The organism is Paenibacillus sp. 3LSP, from assembly GCF_032465655.1.
Lineage (GTDB): Bacteria > Bacillota > Bacilli > Paenibacillales > Paenibacillaceae > Fontibacillus > Fontibacillus barengoltzii.
The window spans coordinates 14,889-30,107 of sequence record NZ_JAWDJI010000003.1; the positions used below are offsets into that span (position 1 = coordinate 14,889).

Consider the following 15,219-nt stretch of genomic DNA (forward strand, 5'->3'; position numbering starts at 1 on the left):
CCTTGTTCGTTAGATCCAACCAAGGGGGGACAACAGATGGAGAAGCAGAAGAAATCCAATGGAGTAGGAGCTGGAGGGCACGCTTTTTCGCTCGGTCGGAAGCTGACGGCAGCTTTTATCACGGTATCGCTGCTGGTGGGGGTTATTGCTGGAGTGGCCTACGCGTTCTTGAACCGGATGGATCAGAACTATTCTGAGCTGCTTGAGCAGAATACGGCAGCACGGGATCAGGCGGCCAGGCTGGAGATGGAGACACAGCGTCAGAACAGCATCTTGTTTAGTTATATCGTGGAGCCTTCGGCCGAGAAGGAACAGCTGTTGACGGGAGCCAATGATGAATTGAATAGGATCATCGGCCAAATCGTAAGCGCTTCCGAAGGTGAAGAGCAGGGGGCGGTTGCTTCCTCGTTATCGGAATCCAATGCGACGTTTGCTCGCTTGCTGACGAAGGTTCGCGATTACGTACAATCGGGAAAGCCGGATTTGGCGAAAGCGGAAGCGTTGATGTGGGCGATTCCGACATCGGATACGATGATTCAAGGGGCGAGTGAATTGCGGACGCTGCAGGAGAGCGCGCTTCAGGCGAAATTGGCCGAGTTCAAGAAAGAATCGGCGATCACTTTGTGGATTTTAGTGATATGCGGGGCCATCGCGATCCTCTTCGCCGTCTTGACCGGTGTCCTGTTGTCCCGGCAAATCGTCAAACCGATGCGAGTGATGGTGAAGGGGGCCCGCGAGCTGGCAGACGGCGATTTAACCCTTGCAGAGATCGCTGTGAGAAACCGCGATGAGATTGGGGAATTGGCGGCTGCGTTTAACCATATGAGACGAAGCTGGCAGGAGATGATCCGCAATCTGGGGCGGCATGCCGGACGCGTTGCAACATCGGCGGATCAGCTGCGGCACCAGTCGGAGCAGTTCCGTGCCTCCTCCGGGGAAATTTCGGACATCATGGGCCAAATTTCGTCCGGAAGCGAGGAGCAGGTGCAAAGTGTCGAGCTGGGCGTGGCCCAAGTGACGATGATGGCTGCGGGGGCCCAGGAGATGGCCAGCCTCGCGGATGACGCCCGCGAAGAATCGGAAGCGGCGGTGCACGAAACGCGGGCCGGCGAGGACATTGTGGCACAAGCGGCGGCCCAGATGGCCTCGATCCAGCGGCAGATGGACGAGCTGCGCGCCTTCATCGAGCGGCTAGGCGTTCGCTCGGGTCAAATTGCGGAGGCCGCGGAGCTGATTGCCGGGATCGCCAAGCAGACGCAGATGTTGTCGCTGAACGCCTCCATTGAGGCGGCACGGGCGGGAGAGGCTGGTAAAGGGTTCGCCGTGGTCGCTGGGGAGGTGCGCAAGCTGTCGGCAGAGACCGGAGCGGCCGCAGCCGATGTGACTGAGATGCTCGAAGGGGTGCGCAGTGAGATGGAGCTGGTGATCGAGGCGGCCCAAGCCGGTTCGCAGGAGGTCGCAGCAGGCATTGCGACGGTTCAGCAAGCTGGTGAGGTGTTCAGCAGCATCCGTCAGGCGGTCGAGCAGGTGGCTGGGCAAATCAGCCGGGTGACCGGGCAGGCGGAGCAACTGTACTCCCAATCGGATGCTGTCGTCCAGGCAATCACCACGATCGACCGGGTCGCTCAGCAGACCGCCAGCGACTCCCGCGAGGTCTATGCCCACACCGAGGAACAATACGCCGGCGTTCAAGAAATGATGGCTTCAATGGAGGGGCTAAGTCAGTTGTCTGAGGAACTGCAGGCGATGATCGGCAAGTTTAAAGTGTAGGCGGCAGCGCATCCCTCGGGCTCACGACATGTCGTTTGTGGGTTATGGCCTTTAGACATCTTTCACCGGATCATGTTATAATGACCCTTTATTTAAGGGGGTGCTATAACATTGAACGATGGGGGAAAAGTGTTGAAGTCCCTCGGACAATTGGGTTGGGAGGATCTTGGAATTGCCGTCGGCATTATGGCGCTGTTCGCTTTGTTTAGCAAAGCGTTCGTGAAGCTGGCTTTCGCTCTGCTGGATCGCAGAAAGACGGCGAAGCCGGACCGGCTAAATCTATGGAGACAAGTGCTGGAGCGGCCTTTTCGGTGGTTATTTATTCTGATTGGCCTTGAAATAGGGTTGAAATATTTGCTGCCGCGCAATGTGGAAATCGCCGTAGGCCTGGATCCCTTATTCCGCAGCGGCGTCATCGCCTTGATCGGATGGGGGATGTACATCCTATCCGCCCAATCCTCGGTATTGCTGGAGGGATTAAGCCGCAAAATCCGATTAGACGATGCAAGCATGCTTATTCCGTTCTTATCGAAGGTCCTCCGGATCGTTGTGGTTATCATCACTGTAGCCTTAATTGGGGCGGAGTGGGGATTTAGCATCAATGGACTGGTGGCCGGCATGGGGTTAGGCAGCTTAGCCGTAGCTTTGGCTGCCAAAGATACGTTAGGGAACATCTTTGGCGGCATTGTGATTATTTTGGAAAAGCCATTTTCCAAAGGAGATTGGATTCTGACGCCTACCGCTGAAGGCATGGTGGAGGACATTACCTTCCGCAGCACGAAGATCCGCACCTTCGCTGATGCGGTGATTACCGTCCCCAATGCGCAACTGGCAGATCAGCCGATCACGAACTGGAGCAAAATGGGCAAGCGCAGAGTGACTTTTACACTTCCTGTGGCGCTGGACTCTGATCGGGAACGGATGATGGCAGCCATCCGTCGAATCGAACAACTGCTTCGCGACAACGAGCAAATCGACCCAGGCACCATTTTCGTGAAGTTTACGGATTTCAACGAGAGCAGCTTAGGCATTTTCATCTATTACTTCACGCGATCAACCGTTTGGGGAGAGTACTTGTCAGCGCGTCAGGAAATGAATCTGGCCTTTATGCAGGTGCTGGAGGAAGAGGGGATTAAGCTGGCTTATCCGGCACAACGCGTATTTCTCGAATCAGCACCGGCAACGTCCGGTGAGGTGGACACCACCCGCTCGAGACAATATGAGGTCTGAATGCAAACCATCCCGCGGCTGGCTCCGGTAATGAGCGCCCATTTGCCTTTCACATCAACCATTCGGATCCCCTCCTGTGTGCTAAAAGATGCTCGGCTGATTTCCTAACCTATTTATTTTACTAGACTTGTAAGCGGTTTACTATCATTTAACATGAATTTGACTATGGTCAATTTGGACTATATATTGGACTATATAACGAAAATCACATGCAAGATTTGGAACTCAATGCCTATCTCGAGAATGGGAGGAGATACCTGGAGCGGATAAAAAAATGTGCCAGAGGATTTTGATTTTTACCATACTACAAATAAACCAGGTGATACTAAGATGAATCGAATTCGAAATATTTCTATCCGGACCCGAATCATGGTGCTTGTCTTCTTGGCCATGTTCGTCTCCAACACCGCTCTTATTGTAACGTTGTCTTATAGTCAGAGTAATGATTTCTTTAATCTGATCACCCCCTCTTTGGTATTAAAGGCATTTATCATTTTTCTTATTTTCCAGTTGATCGCTGCATTTATCTCCGAAGCATTTCTTGTCCGTCCGCTTAAAGAAGGAGCGAAGCTGGCCAATTCCATGGCTGAAAACGATCTGTCCGTTAAAATACATACGTTTCAACAAGGCGAAGCCGGGCAAATGATCCGCTCGCTTCAGAAGGCCAGAGATAACTTAAAGCATTTGATCGCTTCCATCCAATCCTCCTCCGAACGGGTGACGGATTCTACGGAAGAGTTAAACCGTATTATTGAGCAGGCGAATGGGCAGGTCCACGAAATCAACGAAGGCATCAAGCATTTGTTAAACGTGTTTACCCAAAATGCAGAGAGCATGAAGCAAACAGCGGTTGCGATCTCCGAGATTACGAACCATTCGCAGACGACGGCAGAACTGACGAATCGCATTGCGGAACGAGCCCAATCGGTGATGGATTCCGCGGAAGGCGGGAAGCGTTCGGTGGAATCCATCGTTGAGGCGATTAATGAGCTTGCTGCAAATACGAAGCACGTTAACAGCGAGGTGCTGGGGCTTGAGGAACAAAGTCAAAAAATAACCGAGGTCGTCAGCATTATTAAACAAATTTCCGAACAGACCCACCTGTTAGCCTTGAATGCAGCGATTGAAGCCGCCCGAGCTGGGGAAGAGGGAAGAGGGTTCGCGGTGGTAGCTGGACAAATCCGGAAATTAGCCGAAGATACGAATCACTCCCTTCAGGAAATCAGCAGCTTGGTCGAAGATATGACAGTTCGTACTGGCAGCGTCGTGTCTGCGGTTGCTCAGACGGAAGAGAAGGTTCAGCAGGGTGTAACGCAATCGGAGAACGTGAAGATCAATATCGAGCAAATCATGGACAATATGGAGAACACCTTCGCCATGTTGAACGATATTTCCGATGGGGTGACCACGCAAGCAGCTGCGCTGGAGGAAATGACTGCAACGCTGGAGGATGTGAACACTACGATCGAGTCCGGCTTGCAAGTCTCTGGCGATATTCAAGATCAGCTTGGTACGCAGGAGCAGATCTTTGGGGATATCGAGCAGACCTCCTGTAAATTGGTCGAACTGTCCGAGAATATGAACGATTTGACGAAAGTGTTCAAGCTTTAATCCCATAGCAATTAGAAAGGGCGCTTGCTTTTGCAGGCGTTCTTTTTACTATTTCATCATTCATCTTTTCGATTTCTTCACACTGAATGAAAGGGATAATGTGCAGAAGGGGGCCTATAATTGACTACCTCGCCCCTCCCGATCAAACTGGATCATCGATTCCTGCTTCAAATGGCGTATAATAAGCATGATCATACAAACTAGACAGACAGCATGGGAGAGGAGCGGCGAGGAGCATGTATGGAAATGATGGGGTACTGGATAGGCGGACACTGAAGGCGGCCTTTGACCGGACGGTTTATCAAGTGGTGGGCCACGGAAAACGGAATGTAGAGGTGCTGAAGCAGGCTTTTGCCGAGATCAGCGGCGGGGTAGACAGCGACATGTACGGTACAGGGCAAGCGCTGGAAGCTTTCGAAGCGAAAATGGCTGCAGTGCTAGGCAAGGAGTCTGCTGTATTTTTTCCGAGCGGTACAATGGCGCAGCAAATTGCCCTGCGGATATGGTGTGACCGCAAAGGGTCCAAACGTGTGGCCTATCATCCTTTATGCCATTTGGAGATTCATGAGGAGGACGGGTTGAAGGAGCTGCACGGGCTGGAGCCGATTCTCTTGGCGGATCCAGATCGGCTGATTGAGATGGAGGACGTTCGTCAGCTGCCAGAGGATGTCTCATGCCTGCTGTTGGAGCTGCCGCAGCGTGAAATCGGCGGTCAACTGCCGCCGTTCGAAGAGCTTGAGGCTATATCCGCCTACTGCCGGGAGCGAGGCATCAAGCTGCATCTGGACGGAGCCCGACTGTTTGAAGTGTTGCCTTACTACGAAAAAACCGCCGCTGAGGTTTGCGCCCTGTTCGACAGCGTCTATATCTCGTTCTACAAAGGGATCGGCGGGATTGCCGGAGCCATATTGGCCGGGGATCCGGAGCTGACGAAGGAGTCGAAGGTATGGAAAAGGCGCCACGGCGGGGATCTTATCAGCTTGTATCCTTATTTTCTCAGTGCGGATTACTATTATGAGAAACGTGTCGGAAAGATGAGAAAGTATTATCAGCAAGCACAAGAGCTCTCCAGTCTGTTTAATCAATGTCATCGGATGAAGACCGTTCCGGAGATCCCGGTGTCGAACATGTTCCATGTGCATTCGGACGTTCCCAAGGAGCGATTGGAGTCCGTGCTGATTGAAGTCTATCGGGAAACCGGGGTTGGTTTCACCTCGTTCTTGAAAGAGAAAGCGGATGGGGGAAGTGCCTTTGAAATCAGCATCGGAGACCGCTACAGTGAGGTGCCGAAAGATCGGCTGCAGCTAGCGTTCGAGCTGATGGATAAGAAGTTGAAGGGACTTTCGCTTTAAACTTGGATTTGTTTGAGATGCAGAGCACCGTAGGATGCGATTTGATGTCGTTCCTTACGGTGTTTTTTTGCATATATGCTTCGATAATTCAAGCCTGCTCGCAATAATGAATGCAAGAGAGTGATGTATGCGCTTCCTCGAACAAGGCCGATCTCTTTTCTCGGCGAATTTGCCTTTCCCTCTTCTTTACACTTCTTCAGGCGGGGAGTATGATTCATCCGTAACAAAAATTGATATGACAAAACCTGATCGCTGAGTTCTTTCTCATGCAGAAAGAAACGGGGGAACCAATGAAACTCGCCCAATGAGGCGGTTTCCGGGGTGAATCGCTTGATTTGGCCAGTAAGCCAAACCGGCGTAGGGCTGCTTTCGTGCCCGAATCCGTCAGCTAACTCCGTAAGCGTCCGAAAGAGGGAATTGTCGCGGTGACGCTTGAGATTTTTTTCAAAGCGGCTGCGGGAAGGTCCAGCTTTCCTGCGGCCTTTTTGCGTTGTTCGCTGCATGCATGAGAGCCCTATAGGAGTAAGAATGGATCAGGATCGAAGGTTTATTTTGCGAATGAAAAGAGGATCTCATCATGGGAAGCAAACTGAAACGTATATTGATTGGCAGACCGATGAAAAGCACTGAAATTGAAGGAGAAAAGCTTAGCAAACTTAAAGCGCTGGCCGTGTTGTCGTCGGACGCATTGTCCTCCGTGGTATACGGGACCGAGCAGATTCTGATCGTCCTGATGGCGGCGGGATTTTCCGCTCTCTGGTATTCGATTCCGATCTCATTTGCGGTACTTGGGCTTTTGTTGATTCTGATTCTGTCGTATCGCCAAACGATTTTCTCCTATCCGACTGGAGGCGGCGCTTATATCGTGGCGATGGATAACCTAGGGCGTTCAACCGGACTACTGGCCGGCGGATCGCTGCTTGTCGACTATATTTTAACGGTGGCTGTAAGCTCGTCAGCCGGTACGGATGCCATCACATCGGCTTTCCCGATGCTGCATGATCAACGGGTATTGATCGCCCTGTTGATGATTACGCTGTTGACGATGATGAACCTGCGTGGAGTTACAGAATCGGCCTCGATGTTGGCGGTTCCGGTATACTTGTTCGTGGCCTCCATCTTTGTCCTGATTGTGTCGGGACTTTACAAGTATTGGACTGGCGGGATTCATGCCAGTGTGCCGGAGTTTGGGACGGCCGTATCCAATGTCAGCTTGTTCCTGCTGCTTAAGGCGTTCAGTTCGGGATGCTCGGCCTTAACCGGGGTTGAGGCGGTGTCCAACGCTATTCCGAACTTCAAGCCACCGGCAGAACGGAATGCCGCAGCCACGCTGGTGATGATGGGGGTTATTCTCTGTACCATGTTTATTGGGATTAGTACGCTGGCCTATTGGTACGGCATTGCTCCAGATCCGAAGGCCACCGTGATTTCTCAAATCGCTGAATCGACCTTTGGGAGAGGGAGCTTGTACTACTTGATCCAAGGTATTACGGCGTTAATCTTGTTTTTGGCCGCCAATACGGCTTATTCGGCCTTCCCGCTGCTGGCGTTTATGCTCGCCAAGGACAAATACATGCCGCATGCGTTTATGGTGCGCGGTGACCGGCTTGGCTTCTCCAACGGAATCATCTTCCTTGGTGCAGCTTCAGCGCTGCTGGTGCTAGGATTCCACGGTAACACGGAGAGCTTGATTCCGCTCTATGCGGTTGGGGTATTTATTCCGTTCACCTTGTCCCAGCTGGGGATGATGGTTCGCTGGATCAAGCACAAGCCCCAAGGTTGGGTGGTCCGGTTCACGATTAACACGATTGGCATGCTAACGACGCTGGGCATTACGCTTATCTTTATCATCACGAAGTTTTCGCATGTCTGGTTCATATTTGTCTTCTTGCCGCTGGTAATGTTTATTTTCTATCAAATTCATCGTCATTATCTCAATATCGCCGAACAGCTTCGGATCAACATCGATAAAGATAAACCTTGCATAAAGGGCAGCACGATCGTTGTTCCGGTGGCAGGGGTTACGCGCGTCGTGATGAACTCGTTAAGCTATGCGAAATCACTGACGGATAACGTTGTCGCGGTGTATGTTGGGTTTGATGATGCGGACATCGAACGCATGGAGAAGAAGTGGGAGGAATGGAATCCGGGGGTTCGGCTCATCACGCTACGCTCCAGCTTCCGCAGCATTATCCGACCGCTGATGAAATTTATTGATACCGTGGAATGGAAAACGTCGGAGACCGATCACATTACCGTCCTGATTCCGCAATTTATTCCTCGGCACTGGTGGCAGAACATCCTGCATAATCAGTCGAGCCTACTGCTTAGAGCTTATCTATTTAACAAGAAAGACATCGTCATCACGACCGTACCTTACCATCTGCAAAAATAACCCAAAACCCCCGAGTCGTCACGACGGCTTCGGGGGTTTTGGGTTAGATTATTGAATTTGATCCAGCAACTGATATGCTTCCTGTTTGGTGGTCACCTGCAGCAGTTGTTCGCGGAATGCGTCATCCATCAGTTTGCGGGACAACATTTGCAGTATCTTCAAATGCTCGTTTCCTTTGTTCTCGGCAGGGACGGCGATCATGAAGATCAGCTTGGCAGGTGTTCCGTCCGCGCTGTTCCAATCGACGCCTTCGGGTTTAATCCCAAATACAACTCGCGGCTTCAGCACCGCCGCTGATTTGCCATGCGGTACGGCGACGTTCATGCCGATCCCGGTAGAGCTTTCTTGCTCGCGTTTGAGAATCGCCTGTTTGAACTCATCTACAGAGGTCAGCACCCCTTCCGCCTTCAGCTTGGCAATCATTTCGTCAATCACTTCGTCTCGCGTAGAAGCGGACAGGGAAGGTTCGATCAGGTCCAGACTGATGATATCTGTGAGTTTACGAACTTCGTGGTGCGGTTCAGCAGCCGGCACGCTGATCGGACGAACGTTATTAGTACGCGTTGTTTCTATGGTTGGAGCTGCTTCGTCGACAGCGCTGGCCCCGGCGAGCTGAGGCTCGATTTGTTCTTTCTTCAGCAACTTGATCATCAAAGCTGTAACGATGGAACCTGCGATCACGGCGACAAAGAACATCAGAACATTGTCAACGGCACCAAGTACGGCAACGATGGGACCGCCATGAGCAACGCGGTCGCCGACCCCGCCCAGCATAGCGACAACGGAGCCGACCATCGACCCGACCATGATGCTTGGAATGACACGCAGCGGGTCTTGCGATGCGAAGGGAATCGCACCTTCCGTGATCCCGAACAAGCCCATCGTAAAGGCGGCTTTGCCGGATTCTCGTTCCGCATTATGGAACTTGCGCTTGAACAAGAATGTTGCCAGACCCAGACCGATTGGCGGAACGCAGATCGCCACGGCGATGGGTCCCATGATTTGATAGTTCCCCTCCGCGATCATCGCGGAGCCGAACATGAACGCTACCTTGTTAACCGGACCACCCATGTCGAAGGAGATCATGGCGCCCAGAATCAAGGCCAGCAGAATCGAGCTGGCTCCTTGCATGCTGGCAAGCCAGTTGGTCAGCCATTCAAACACTTGGGCGATCGGGCCGCCAAGCAGGTAAATGAAGGCGAGACCCACGATCAGCGAAGAGAGCACCGGGATAATGATAATCGGCATAATCGGATTAATCGCTTTTGGCACTTTCCACTTCTTAATCCATAGTGCAGCATAACCCGCGAGGAAGCCGGCGATAATCCCGCCGATGAAGCCAGCGCCGGCTTCACTTCCGTAGAAGCTGCCGTTAGCGGCGATGTAACCGCCGATGATCCCGGGAGCCAGACCCGGCCGGTCAGCGATACTAAACGCGATGAAACCGGCAAGTACCGGTACCATAAATGTAAAGGACGCTGCCCCCAGCTTCTCAATCGTTTTCCAGAACGAGTCTTCGGGAATTTGCAGACCGCCCGGCGTAGGTACGCCGCCAATCGACAGTGCGATTGCGATCAAGAGACCGCCCACGACGATGAACGGAATCATGTACCCAACACCGCTCATCAGGTGGCGATAAAAGGCGTTTTGCTGCTTGGCGCCAGTCTTGACCTCCATGCCTTCGCCGTTTCTTTGGCCTTGGTATACCGGCACTTCTCCCCGAATCATCTGCTGGATGAGTGTCTCAGGGTTTCGGATGCCTTCCTGCACGCCCGCCACAAGCAGCTTCTTGCCAACGAACCGGCTCTTGTCTACCGTTTTGTCAGCTGCGATGATAATGCCATCCGCTTGGCGGATATCTTCTTCTGTGAACTCGTTTTCCACACCAATCGAGCCTTGGGTCTCGACCTTCATGGCAATACCTAGCTTATCGGCAGCCTTTTGCAGATTTTCCGCCGCCATGTACGTATGGGCAATCCCGTTGGGACATGAGGTAATCGCCAGTAGTTTCATGGATTTATCCTCCTGTAGTTCAAGATCGAAATCGTTTACATGACCCATCTTATCGCAAAAGGAACGGCGGAAAAGAACTTTATATTACCGGAAGTTCCGGAAAAACGGATTTATTTCCTACAGGTAACTGAGCAGCTCCTCTGGAGTTCGTGCTTGCACAAGCCGCTCAATGGTTGACGGCTGTTCGCTAAGCAGGGAGAGGCGCTGGAACAACTTTTTCGTCATCTCTTGCTCTTGCGGAGCCAGCGCCAGCATAAATACGACGGACACCTTCTCTTCTTGCCATTCCAACGGCTCTTCCAGGGTAGCAATCGCGATTCGCGAAGAGCGAATCAGCTTTGGCTCGCCGTGGGGGATTGCTATGCCGCCGCCGATGGTCGTAGACGAGAGCCGTTCCCGCAGCAACGCCTGATGCGCGTAATCCGGTTCGACGAATCCCTGCTTGGCGAGCTCGTTCCCTAACAGCTCGATCAGCTCAAACCGATGGCCGATGGTGAGGCGCGGGAAGATGAGTGAGGCTTGCGTGTACATGCCCAGAATCGAACCAGCGTGTTCGGTATGACCGGACCCTTGATCCAGCTTGCCGATGAAATCGGTGATCTTCTGCGTTTCGCCGGCCTCTAGCAACGGAGATACCGTGATATAGGGGACGTTCACATTCTCCAAAGGAATCGTTGAGATGATAAAGTCAACCGAATGTTGAGCTAAATATCCCGTAAGATCAGCTTTCCGAACGGAATCCAATACATGCAGCTCAGGGAATTTGCGCTCCAGCTTGCTGCGCAGGATTTGGGACATGCCCCCCCATATGGCAGACGGTCACGATTCGCTTCCTTGTCTCCGCAGGTTGGCGCAGTCTCTCTACTGAAGCTTGAAAATGCTGCGTCAAATAAGCCACCTCCTCTTCAGGAATGGTGAAGGGGTACCCTTTGCTTAACTCTCTCGTCGCATAAATCACCATATCGAACATGTAAGGATACATTCGCTTGATATCCTGCAGCATCGGATTCGATACGGTAAGCCCATAACTTAACCGGTTCAACGTGGAATATAAATGAATGCGTAAGCCTTCCATCAAAGCCTCATCTTGGCCAAAATCGACCCAGGTTAAGGCGGACATCTTCCTTACGAGCGACTCCGCTAAACCGCGAGCTTCCGCCGTTTCCGCAGATGGGCCGACTTCAGGCTCCGCCGTTTCGATCCGTGCCCGGGAGCGAATCTTCCCGCCTAGAATATGTGCGGTCAAATAAGCAACTTCATCCTCAGGGAAATGAACCGCGAAAAAGCGCTCCAGCTTTCGAATGAAGGCTCCGGTCCAGCGGAACTCCGGCTTCTCGCGGACAAAAATCTTCTCTTGTTCAGAGAAGGAAATCGGCTGGTTCAGCTTCGTCCGCCGAATCATGAGGAGCGTATGAATGAGCAAGTTGTCGAACGCTTCATCCGTAAAAGCAAGCTGAGCATCCAGCTCGAGCTGCTTAAGCTCGCAGGTCACGATATCAAGCTCATGGGGAGCAAACCGATCCTTGATGAAGGCTTGGCCTGCTTCGCCGGTGAGTTGGGACAGCTTGGACAACGCCGCGCGTTTATCCCGTTCTCTCCCTTCGAGCAGGACGCCGACCTTTTGCTTGGAAACGACGGTCAGGTCCCATTTCTCGAGCCAATCCCGCAGGGCGTCCAAATCTTTTTTGATTACGGTCTTACTGGTGTAGTGCTTGTCGGCCAGCTCTTGAATTGTGACCGGCTTCGTCTCCATCAAAAGTTGGTAGGCCACGGCGATAAGCCGCTCCTCTTCCGTTTCCTGTTCCTTTGGCTTGCTGGACCTTGATCGGAGCAGTTCTGCGGTGAGTTGAGCCTTGTCCGACTCAGAAATATCCAAGGTCACCCCGTATCCAGGTTTGCGGACCACACGGCTAGTAGACGATTGAGCTAAATACTGATCGATTTCGTCCAGATCGTTACGTATCGTTTTCTCCGAGCACCCAAAGTGCACGGCGATATCCCGGATCACCAAGTGAGGCCGGGCATCGGTAAGCAGCATATGTAAAATGTCCTTCTGACGGTCGTTCATCGCTACGCGTCACCCCCTTTATCTAAATGATGGGATTAGCATTTCTGGAACAGGCATTTCTGGAACAGGTAGATTCGATACGGCCGGGCACCAATCCCCTCATCCGCACGTACACTAACCTAGATTCACCTGAATATTGACAAGGAGGGGAACAGGTTTGATCCTACTGCCGCCACAAGATAAGAGGCAACTTGCCCAAATGACGCTGCCTCCGCTTCAAAGGAAAATTGTGCAGGCGCAAGAACGAAGCCCGATACCCTATCGTTACGGTTCTTTAGATGAATTGCTGTTCGAATTGGCGCTCCGCAACTCGATCGTGGATTCGGCCTTGGCGCTGAATGGAAGCGGGGCTCAGTTTGCGGTCTACCGTAAATCCCGATGCAATGAGATGTACTGGAACCGTACGGAGGAAGGAGGGTTTCGGCTAAAAAATGGAGTAGCGCCGTCGGATGCCATCACCGACATTTACCGGAACGGTCCGCTTTATGGCTTCGAATGCTCGATGGCGATGATGATCGTGATGTACAAGGCCGTACTGGATCAAATCGGCAGCCGGGCGTTTAATACGTATTTTACCAACTTGTATCTTTACGATTGGCAGTATGACAGTGATCTGGGATTTCGTCAAGGAAGTTTAAGACTGGGGCCTTATCCCGGGGATATTCTCTATTTCAAAAATCCGGACCATAACCCCGAAACTCCGGAATGGCAAGGGGAGAACGTCATCGTACTGGGCGAAGACCGCTATTATGGCCATGGCATCGGTATCCGTTCTTCCGCCGAGATCATCGATGCACTCAACCGAAGAAGAAAGCCCGGCAGCCGGCGATCGGCGTACTTGATGGATTTGATCATTTATCCCAATTATGATCATATTCGTTCCCTGCGCGGCGTGTATGCTCGGATCGGCAGCACCGTCTATCGTCGCCGCGGCTCTCAGAACGAAGCCTATCACCCGGATTCCCACCAAGCCTAAGAACAACAAAGCCTCCCGCATCTGGCAGGAGGCTTTGTTGCTTTACGTTTAGAAAAAGAACGGGAAGAAGAATCTTCTGAAGAAGAAGAACGGGTAAGGCCGGCGAATAAAGCGGCGGAAGCGGCGCGGATAGCCATATCCGTAACCAAAACCTCCGTAGTAAGGATAACCGCCATAAGGGGACCCGAATGCGCGATCATCCATATCCCCAACTGGAACGAGCAGATAGACGTGGTCATCATCCATTCCATCGATGATCCCTTCATACATTCTGCCATCTGTGCCTTCCATTTGCATGAGGTGATGATGATATTTTTTACACATCTCCATCATTTGTTTCTTGTGATCGTATCCCATCGGCTCTTGGCTCATCGGGCTTACTTGGCTTGGTGTACCGCCGTAAGGTGAATACATACTAGGCATTTCCATCCATTCCTCCTTTGTTCTTGCTGCAGTATATTCACGGAGATGGGCATTTGTGCCGATGGTTCGTGTCCTTCATTTTGCGAGTGATCTGCTTTGTACCGGATTGCGTGCGAATATGCTAAGATGGGGATGCATTGAGCGATGGCCTCATCACAATCATTTATTATGAAAAGGCTCTGTTAAAGTACATTGTTGATATTTGATACCCTTCCAAATTCATAGTATAATCTAAATAAGAACAAACATTCGGAAGAGGTTGTAAAGATGGACAAAGCGTTTAGTAACTTGTTAAAGTATATCGACAATTTGCACCATACTAAAAAAGAGCAAGTTTATCAATGGGTAAAACGCTATGTTGACCCGACCTCTTCCGTTGGTGGTCGGCTAATTAATGAAATGCGGGAAACCCGTTTTAAGGAAGGTTTCGAGTGTCCTCATTGTTCTTCTGAACACGTTGTTCGGTTTGGCAAAGTTAAAGGTCGTCAACGCTATCATTGTAAAAGTTGCCGAAAAACATTTACCGATACAACTAACACTGTACTTTACCGCACTCGAAAAGGTGACGAATGGATTACATTTGCGGACTGTATGTTCAACGGCTACTCCCTGCGAAAATCGGCTGAAATCGTAGGGGTTACTTGGGTTACGCTTTTTTACTGGAGACATAAACTTCTGTCCGCCTTAAAACAAATGGATTTTGACCATTTTGAAGGTATTGTTGAGGTTGACGAAACATATTTCCTATACTCTCAAAAAGGGAAACGTGGCATTACTGAACGGAAACCTCGAAAGCGTGGAGGAAAATCCAAACATAGAGGCATCAGCCACGAACAAGTATGTGTTCTTGTCGCAAGAGACCGTACAAAAGCAACTGTCTCCAAAGTTTCTTGTATGGGTCGTATTGTGAAGCCAAAAGTTGAAACAATCATTGGCTCTAAACTATCATCCGACAATGTGCTTGTAACGGATGCTTGGAGAGCCTACAAAACCTATGCAAAAGAAAAAGGTTTAGAGCATTACCGAATCAAGTCTGATGATGGAAAGTACGTTATTAAAGGCTTATATCATATTCAAAATGTGAACAGCTTTCATTCTCGAATGAAAAAATGGCTTGACCGTTTTAAAGGTGTCGCTACAAAATATCTCGACAATTACCTTGCTTGGTTCTTGTTTATAGATAGTCGTAGTAACGAAAGCACAAAGCAACACATTAAAGAACTTCTGCTAACATCATTTGTATTTGAAATGAAAGAGACTTATGATAGTTTACGACTATCAAAATTCAATGTGTAGTCCATTTTCAACGAGGTGTATGGTTAAATGCGTGTCAACTCATATAAAAATGTTACCGAAGGATAATGGTTCACTCACGTAATTT

General features: G+C 50.9%; 11 protein-coding genes and 1 riboswitch. Of the genes, 7 read left to right on the top strand and 4 right to left on the bottom strand.

What is annotated here, in order from left to right:
• The first annotated feature begins 36 nt into the window (after positions 1-36).
• From RW092_RS00205 to RW092_RS00225, 5 genes are all read left to right on the top strand, one after another.
• The gene (locus tag RW092_RS00205) at positions 37-1,770 is read left to right on the top strand and encodes a methyl-accepting chemotaxis protein (RefSeq protein WP_316009188.1); all 1,734 of its coding nucleotides are present in this window, start codon (positions 37-39) and stop codon (positions 1,768-1,770) included.
• A gap of 111 nt (positions 1,771-1,881) precedes the next feature.
• Positions 1,882-3,000 carry a mechanosensitive ion channel family protein gene (locus tag RW092_RS00210; protein ID WP_028537457.1) on the top strand — a complete coding sequence of 373 codons (1,119 nt, stop codon included), beginning with the start codon at positions 1,882-1,884 and terminating at the stop codon, positions 2,998-3,000.
• A 330-nt stretch (positions 3,001-3,330) separates the two neighbouring features.
• Positions 3,331-4,611 (top strand): methyl-accepting chemotaxis protein, encoded by a 1,281-nt coding sequence (locus RW092_RS00215; protein WP_316009189.1) that lies wholly within the window; start codon positions 3,331-3,333, stop codon positions 4,609-4,611.
• 236 nt (positions 4,612-4,847) lie between these two features.
• Positions 4,848-5,963 (top strand): threonine aldolase family protein, encoded by a 1,116-nt coding sequence (locus tag RW092_RS00220; RefSeq protein ID WP_316009190.1) that lies wholly within the window; start codon positions 4,848-4,850, stop codon positions 5,961-5,963.
• A 240-nt stretch (positions 5,964-6,203) separates the two neighbouring features.
• A riboswitch (cyclic di-AMP (ydaO/yuaA leader) is annotated at positions 6,204-6,381 on the top strand.
• 159 nt (positions 6,382-6,540) lie between these two features.
• Positions 6,541-8,358: an APC family permease gene (locus RW092_RS00225; RefSeq protein ID WP_316009191.1), complete on the top strand. Its 1,818-nt coding sequence runs from the start codon at positions 6,541-6,543 to the stop codon at positions 8,356-8,358.
• Between the two features lie 48 nt (positions 8,359-8,406).
• Here RW092_RS00225 and RW092_RS00230 read toward each other — a convergent pair whose 3' ends face one another.
• The 3 genes from RW092_RS00230 to RW092_RS00240 all read right to left on the bottom strand — a co-directional run bounded on the left by RW092_RS00230 (position 8,407) and on the right by RW092_RS00240 (position 12,439).
• Positions 8,407-10,371 carry a fructose-specific PTS transporter subunit EIIC gene (locus RW092_RS00230; RefSeq protein ID WP_316009192.1) on the bottom strand — a complete coding sequence of 655 codons (1,965 nt, stop codon included), beginning with the start codon at positions 10,369-10,371 and terminating at the stop codon, positions 8,407-8,409.
• 117 nt (positions 10,372-10,488) lie between these two features.
• Positions 10,489-11,169: a PTS sugar transporter subunit IIA gene (locus RW092_RS00235; protein WP_316009193.1), complete on the bottom strand. Its 681-nt coding sequence runs from the start codon at positions 11,167-11,169 to the stop codon at positions 10,489-10,491.
• Entirely contained in the window at positions 11,126-12,439 is a 1,314-nt protein-coding gene (locus tag RW092_RS00240; protein ID WP_316009194.1) for a BglG family transcription antiterminator, read from the bottom strand. The genes RW092_RS00235 and RW092_RS00240 overlap by 44 nt, the downstream gene beginning before the upstream one ends.
• A gap of 157 nt (positions 12,440-12,596) precedes the next feature.
• On the opposite strand from RW092_RS00240, the gene RW092_RS00245 reads away from it, so the two are divergent.
• Positions 12,597-13,415, top strand: coding sequence for a protein-glutamine gamma-glutamyltransferase (locus RW092_RS00245; protein WP_316009195.1), 819 nt, complete (start codon positions 12,597-12,599; stop codon positions 13,413-13,415).
• 48 nt (positions 13,416-13,463) lie between these two features.
• Here the strand turns inward: RW092_RS00245 and RW092_RS00250 are convergent, their stop codons facing one another.
• Positions 13,464-13,838: a hypothetical protein gene (locus tag RW092_RS00250; RefSeq protein WP_157274743.1), complete on the bottom strand. Its 375-nt coding sequence runs from the start codon at positions 13,836-13,838 to the stop codon at positions 13,464-13,466.
• A gap of 267 nt (positions 13,839-14,105) precedes the next feature.
• On the opposite strand from RW092_RS00250, the gene RW092_RS00255 reads away from it, so the two are divergent.
• Positions 14,106-15,134 carry an IS1595 family transposase gene (locus RW092_RS00255; RefSeq protein ID WP_316009196.1) on the top strand — a complete coding sequence of 343 codons (1,029 nt, stop codon included), beginning with the start codon at positions 14,106-14,108 and terminating at the stop codon, positions 15,132-15,134.
• The last annotated feature ends 85 nt before the right edge of the window (positions 15,135-15,219 follow it).

What these genes read in the sequence shown, in the direction of transcription:
- RW092_RS00235 (WP_316009193.1), bottom strand. Translation starts at nt 11,169, where the DNA reads ATGTCCCAAATCCTGCGCAGCAAGCTGGAGCGCAAATTCCCTGAGCTG.
- RW092_RS00255 (WP_316009196.1), top strand. Translation starts at nt 14,106, where the DNA reads ATGGACAAAGCGTTTAGTAACTTGTTAAAGTATATCGACAATTTGCAC.
- RW092_RS00250 (WP_157274743.1), bottom strand. Translation starts at nt 13,838, where the DNA reads ATGCCTAGTATGTATTCACCTTACGGCGGTACACCAAGCCAAGTAAGC.
- RW092_RS00220 (WP_316009190.1), top strand. Translation starts at nt 4,848, where the DNA reads ATGTATGGAAATGATGGGGTACTGGATAGGCGGACACTGAAGGCGGCC.
- RW092_RS00230 (WP_316009192.1), bottom strand. Translation starts at nt 10,371, where the DNA reads ATGAAACTACTGGCGATTACCTCATGTCCCAACGGGATTGCCCATACG.
- RW092_RS00240 (WP_316009194.1), bottom strand. Translation starts at nt 12,439, where the DNA reads ATGAACGACCGTCAGAAGGACATTTTACATATGCTGCTTACCGATGCC.
- RW092_RS00215 (WP_316009189.1), top strand. Translation starts at nt 3,331, where the DNA reads ATGAATCGAATTCGAAATATTTCTATCCGGACCCGAATCATGGTGCTT.
- RW092_RS00205 (WP_316009188.1), top strand. Translation starts at nt 37, where the DNA reads ATGGAGAAGCAGAAGAAATCCAATGGAGTAGGAGCTGGAGGGCACGCT.
- RW092_RS00225 (WP_316009191.1), top strand. Translation starts at nt 6,541, where the DNA reads ATGGGAAGCAAACTGAAACGTATATTGATTGGCAGACCGATGAAAAGC.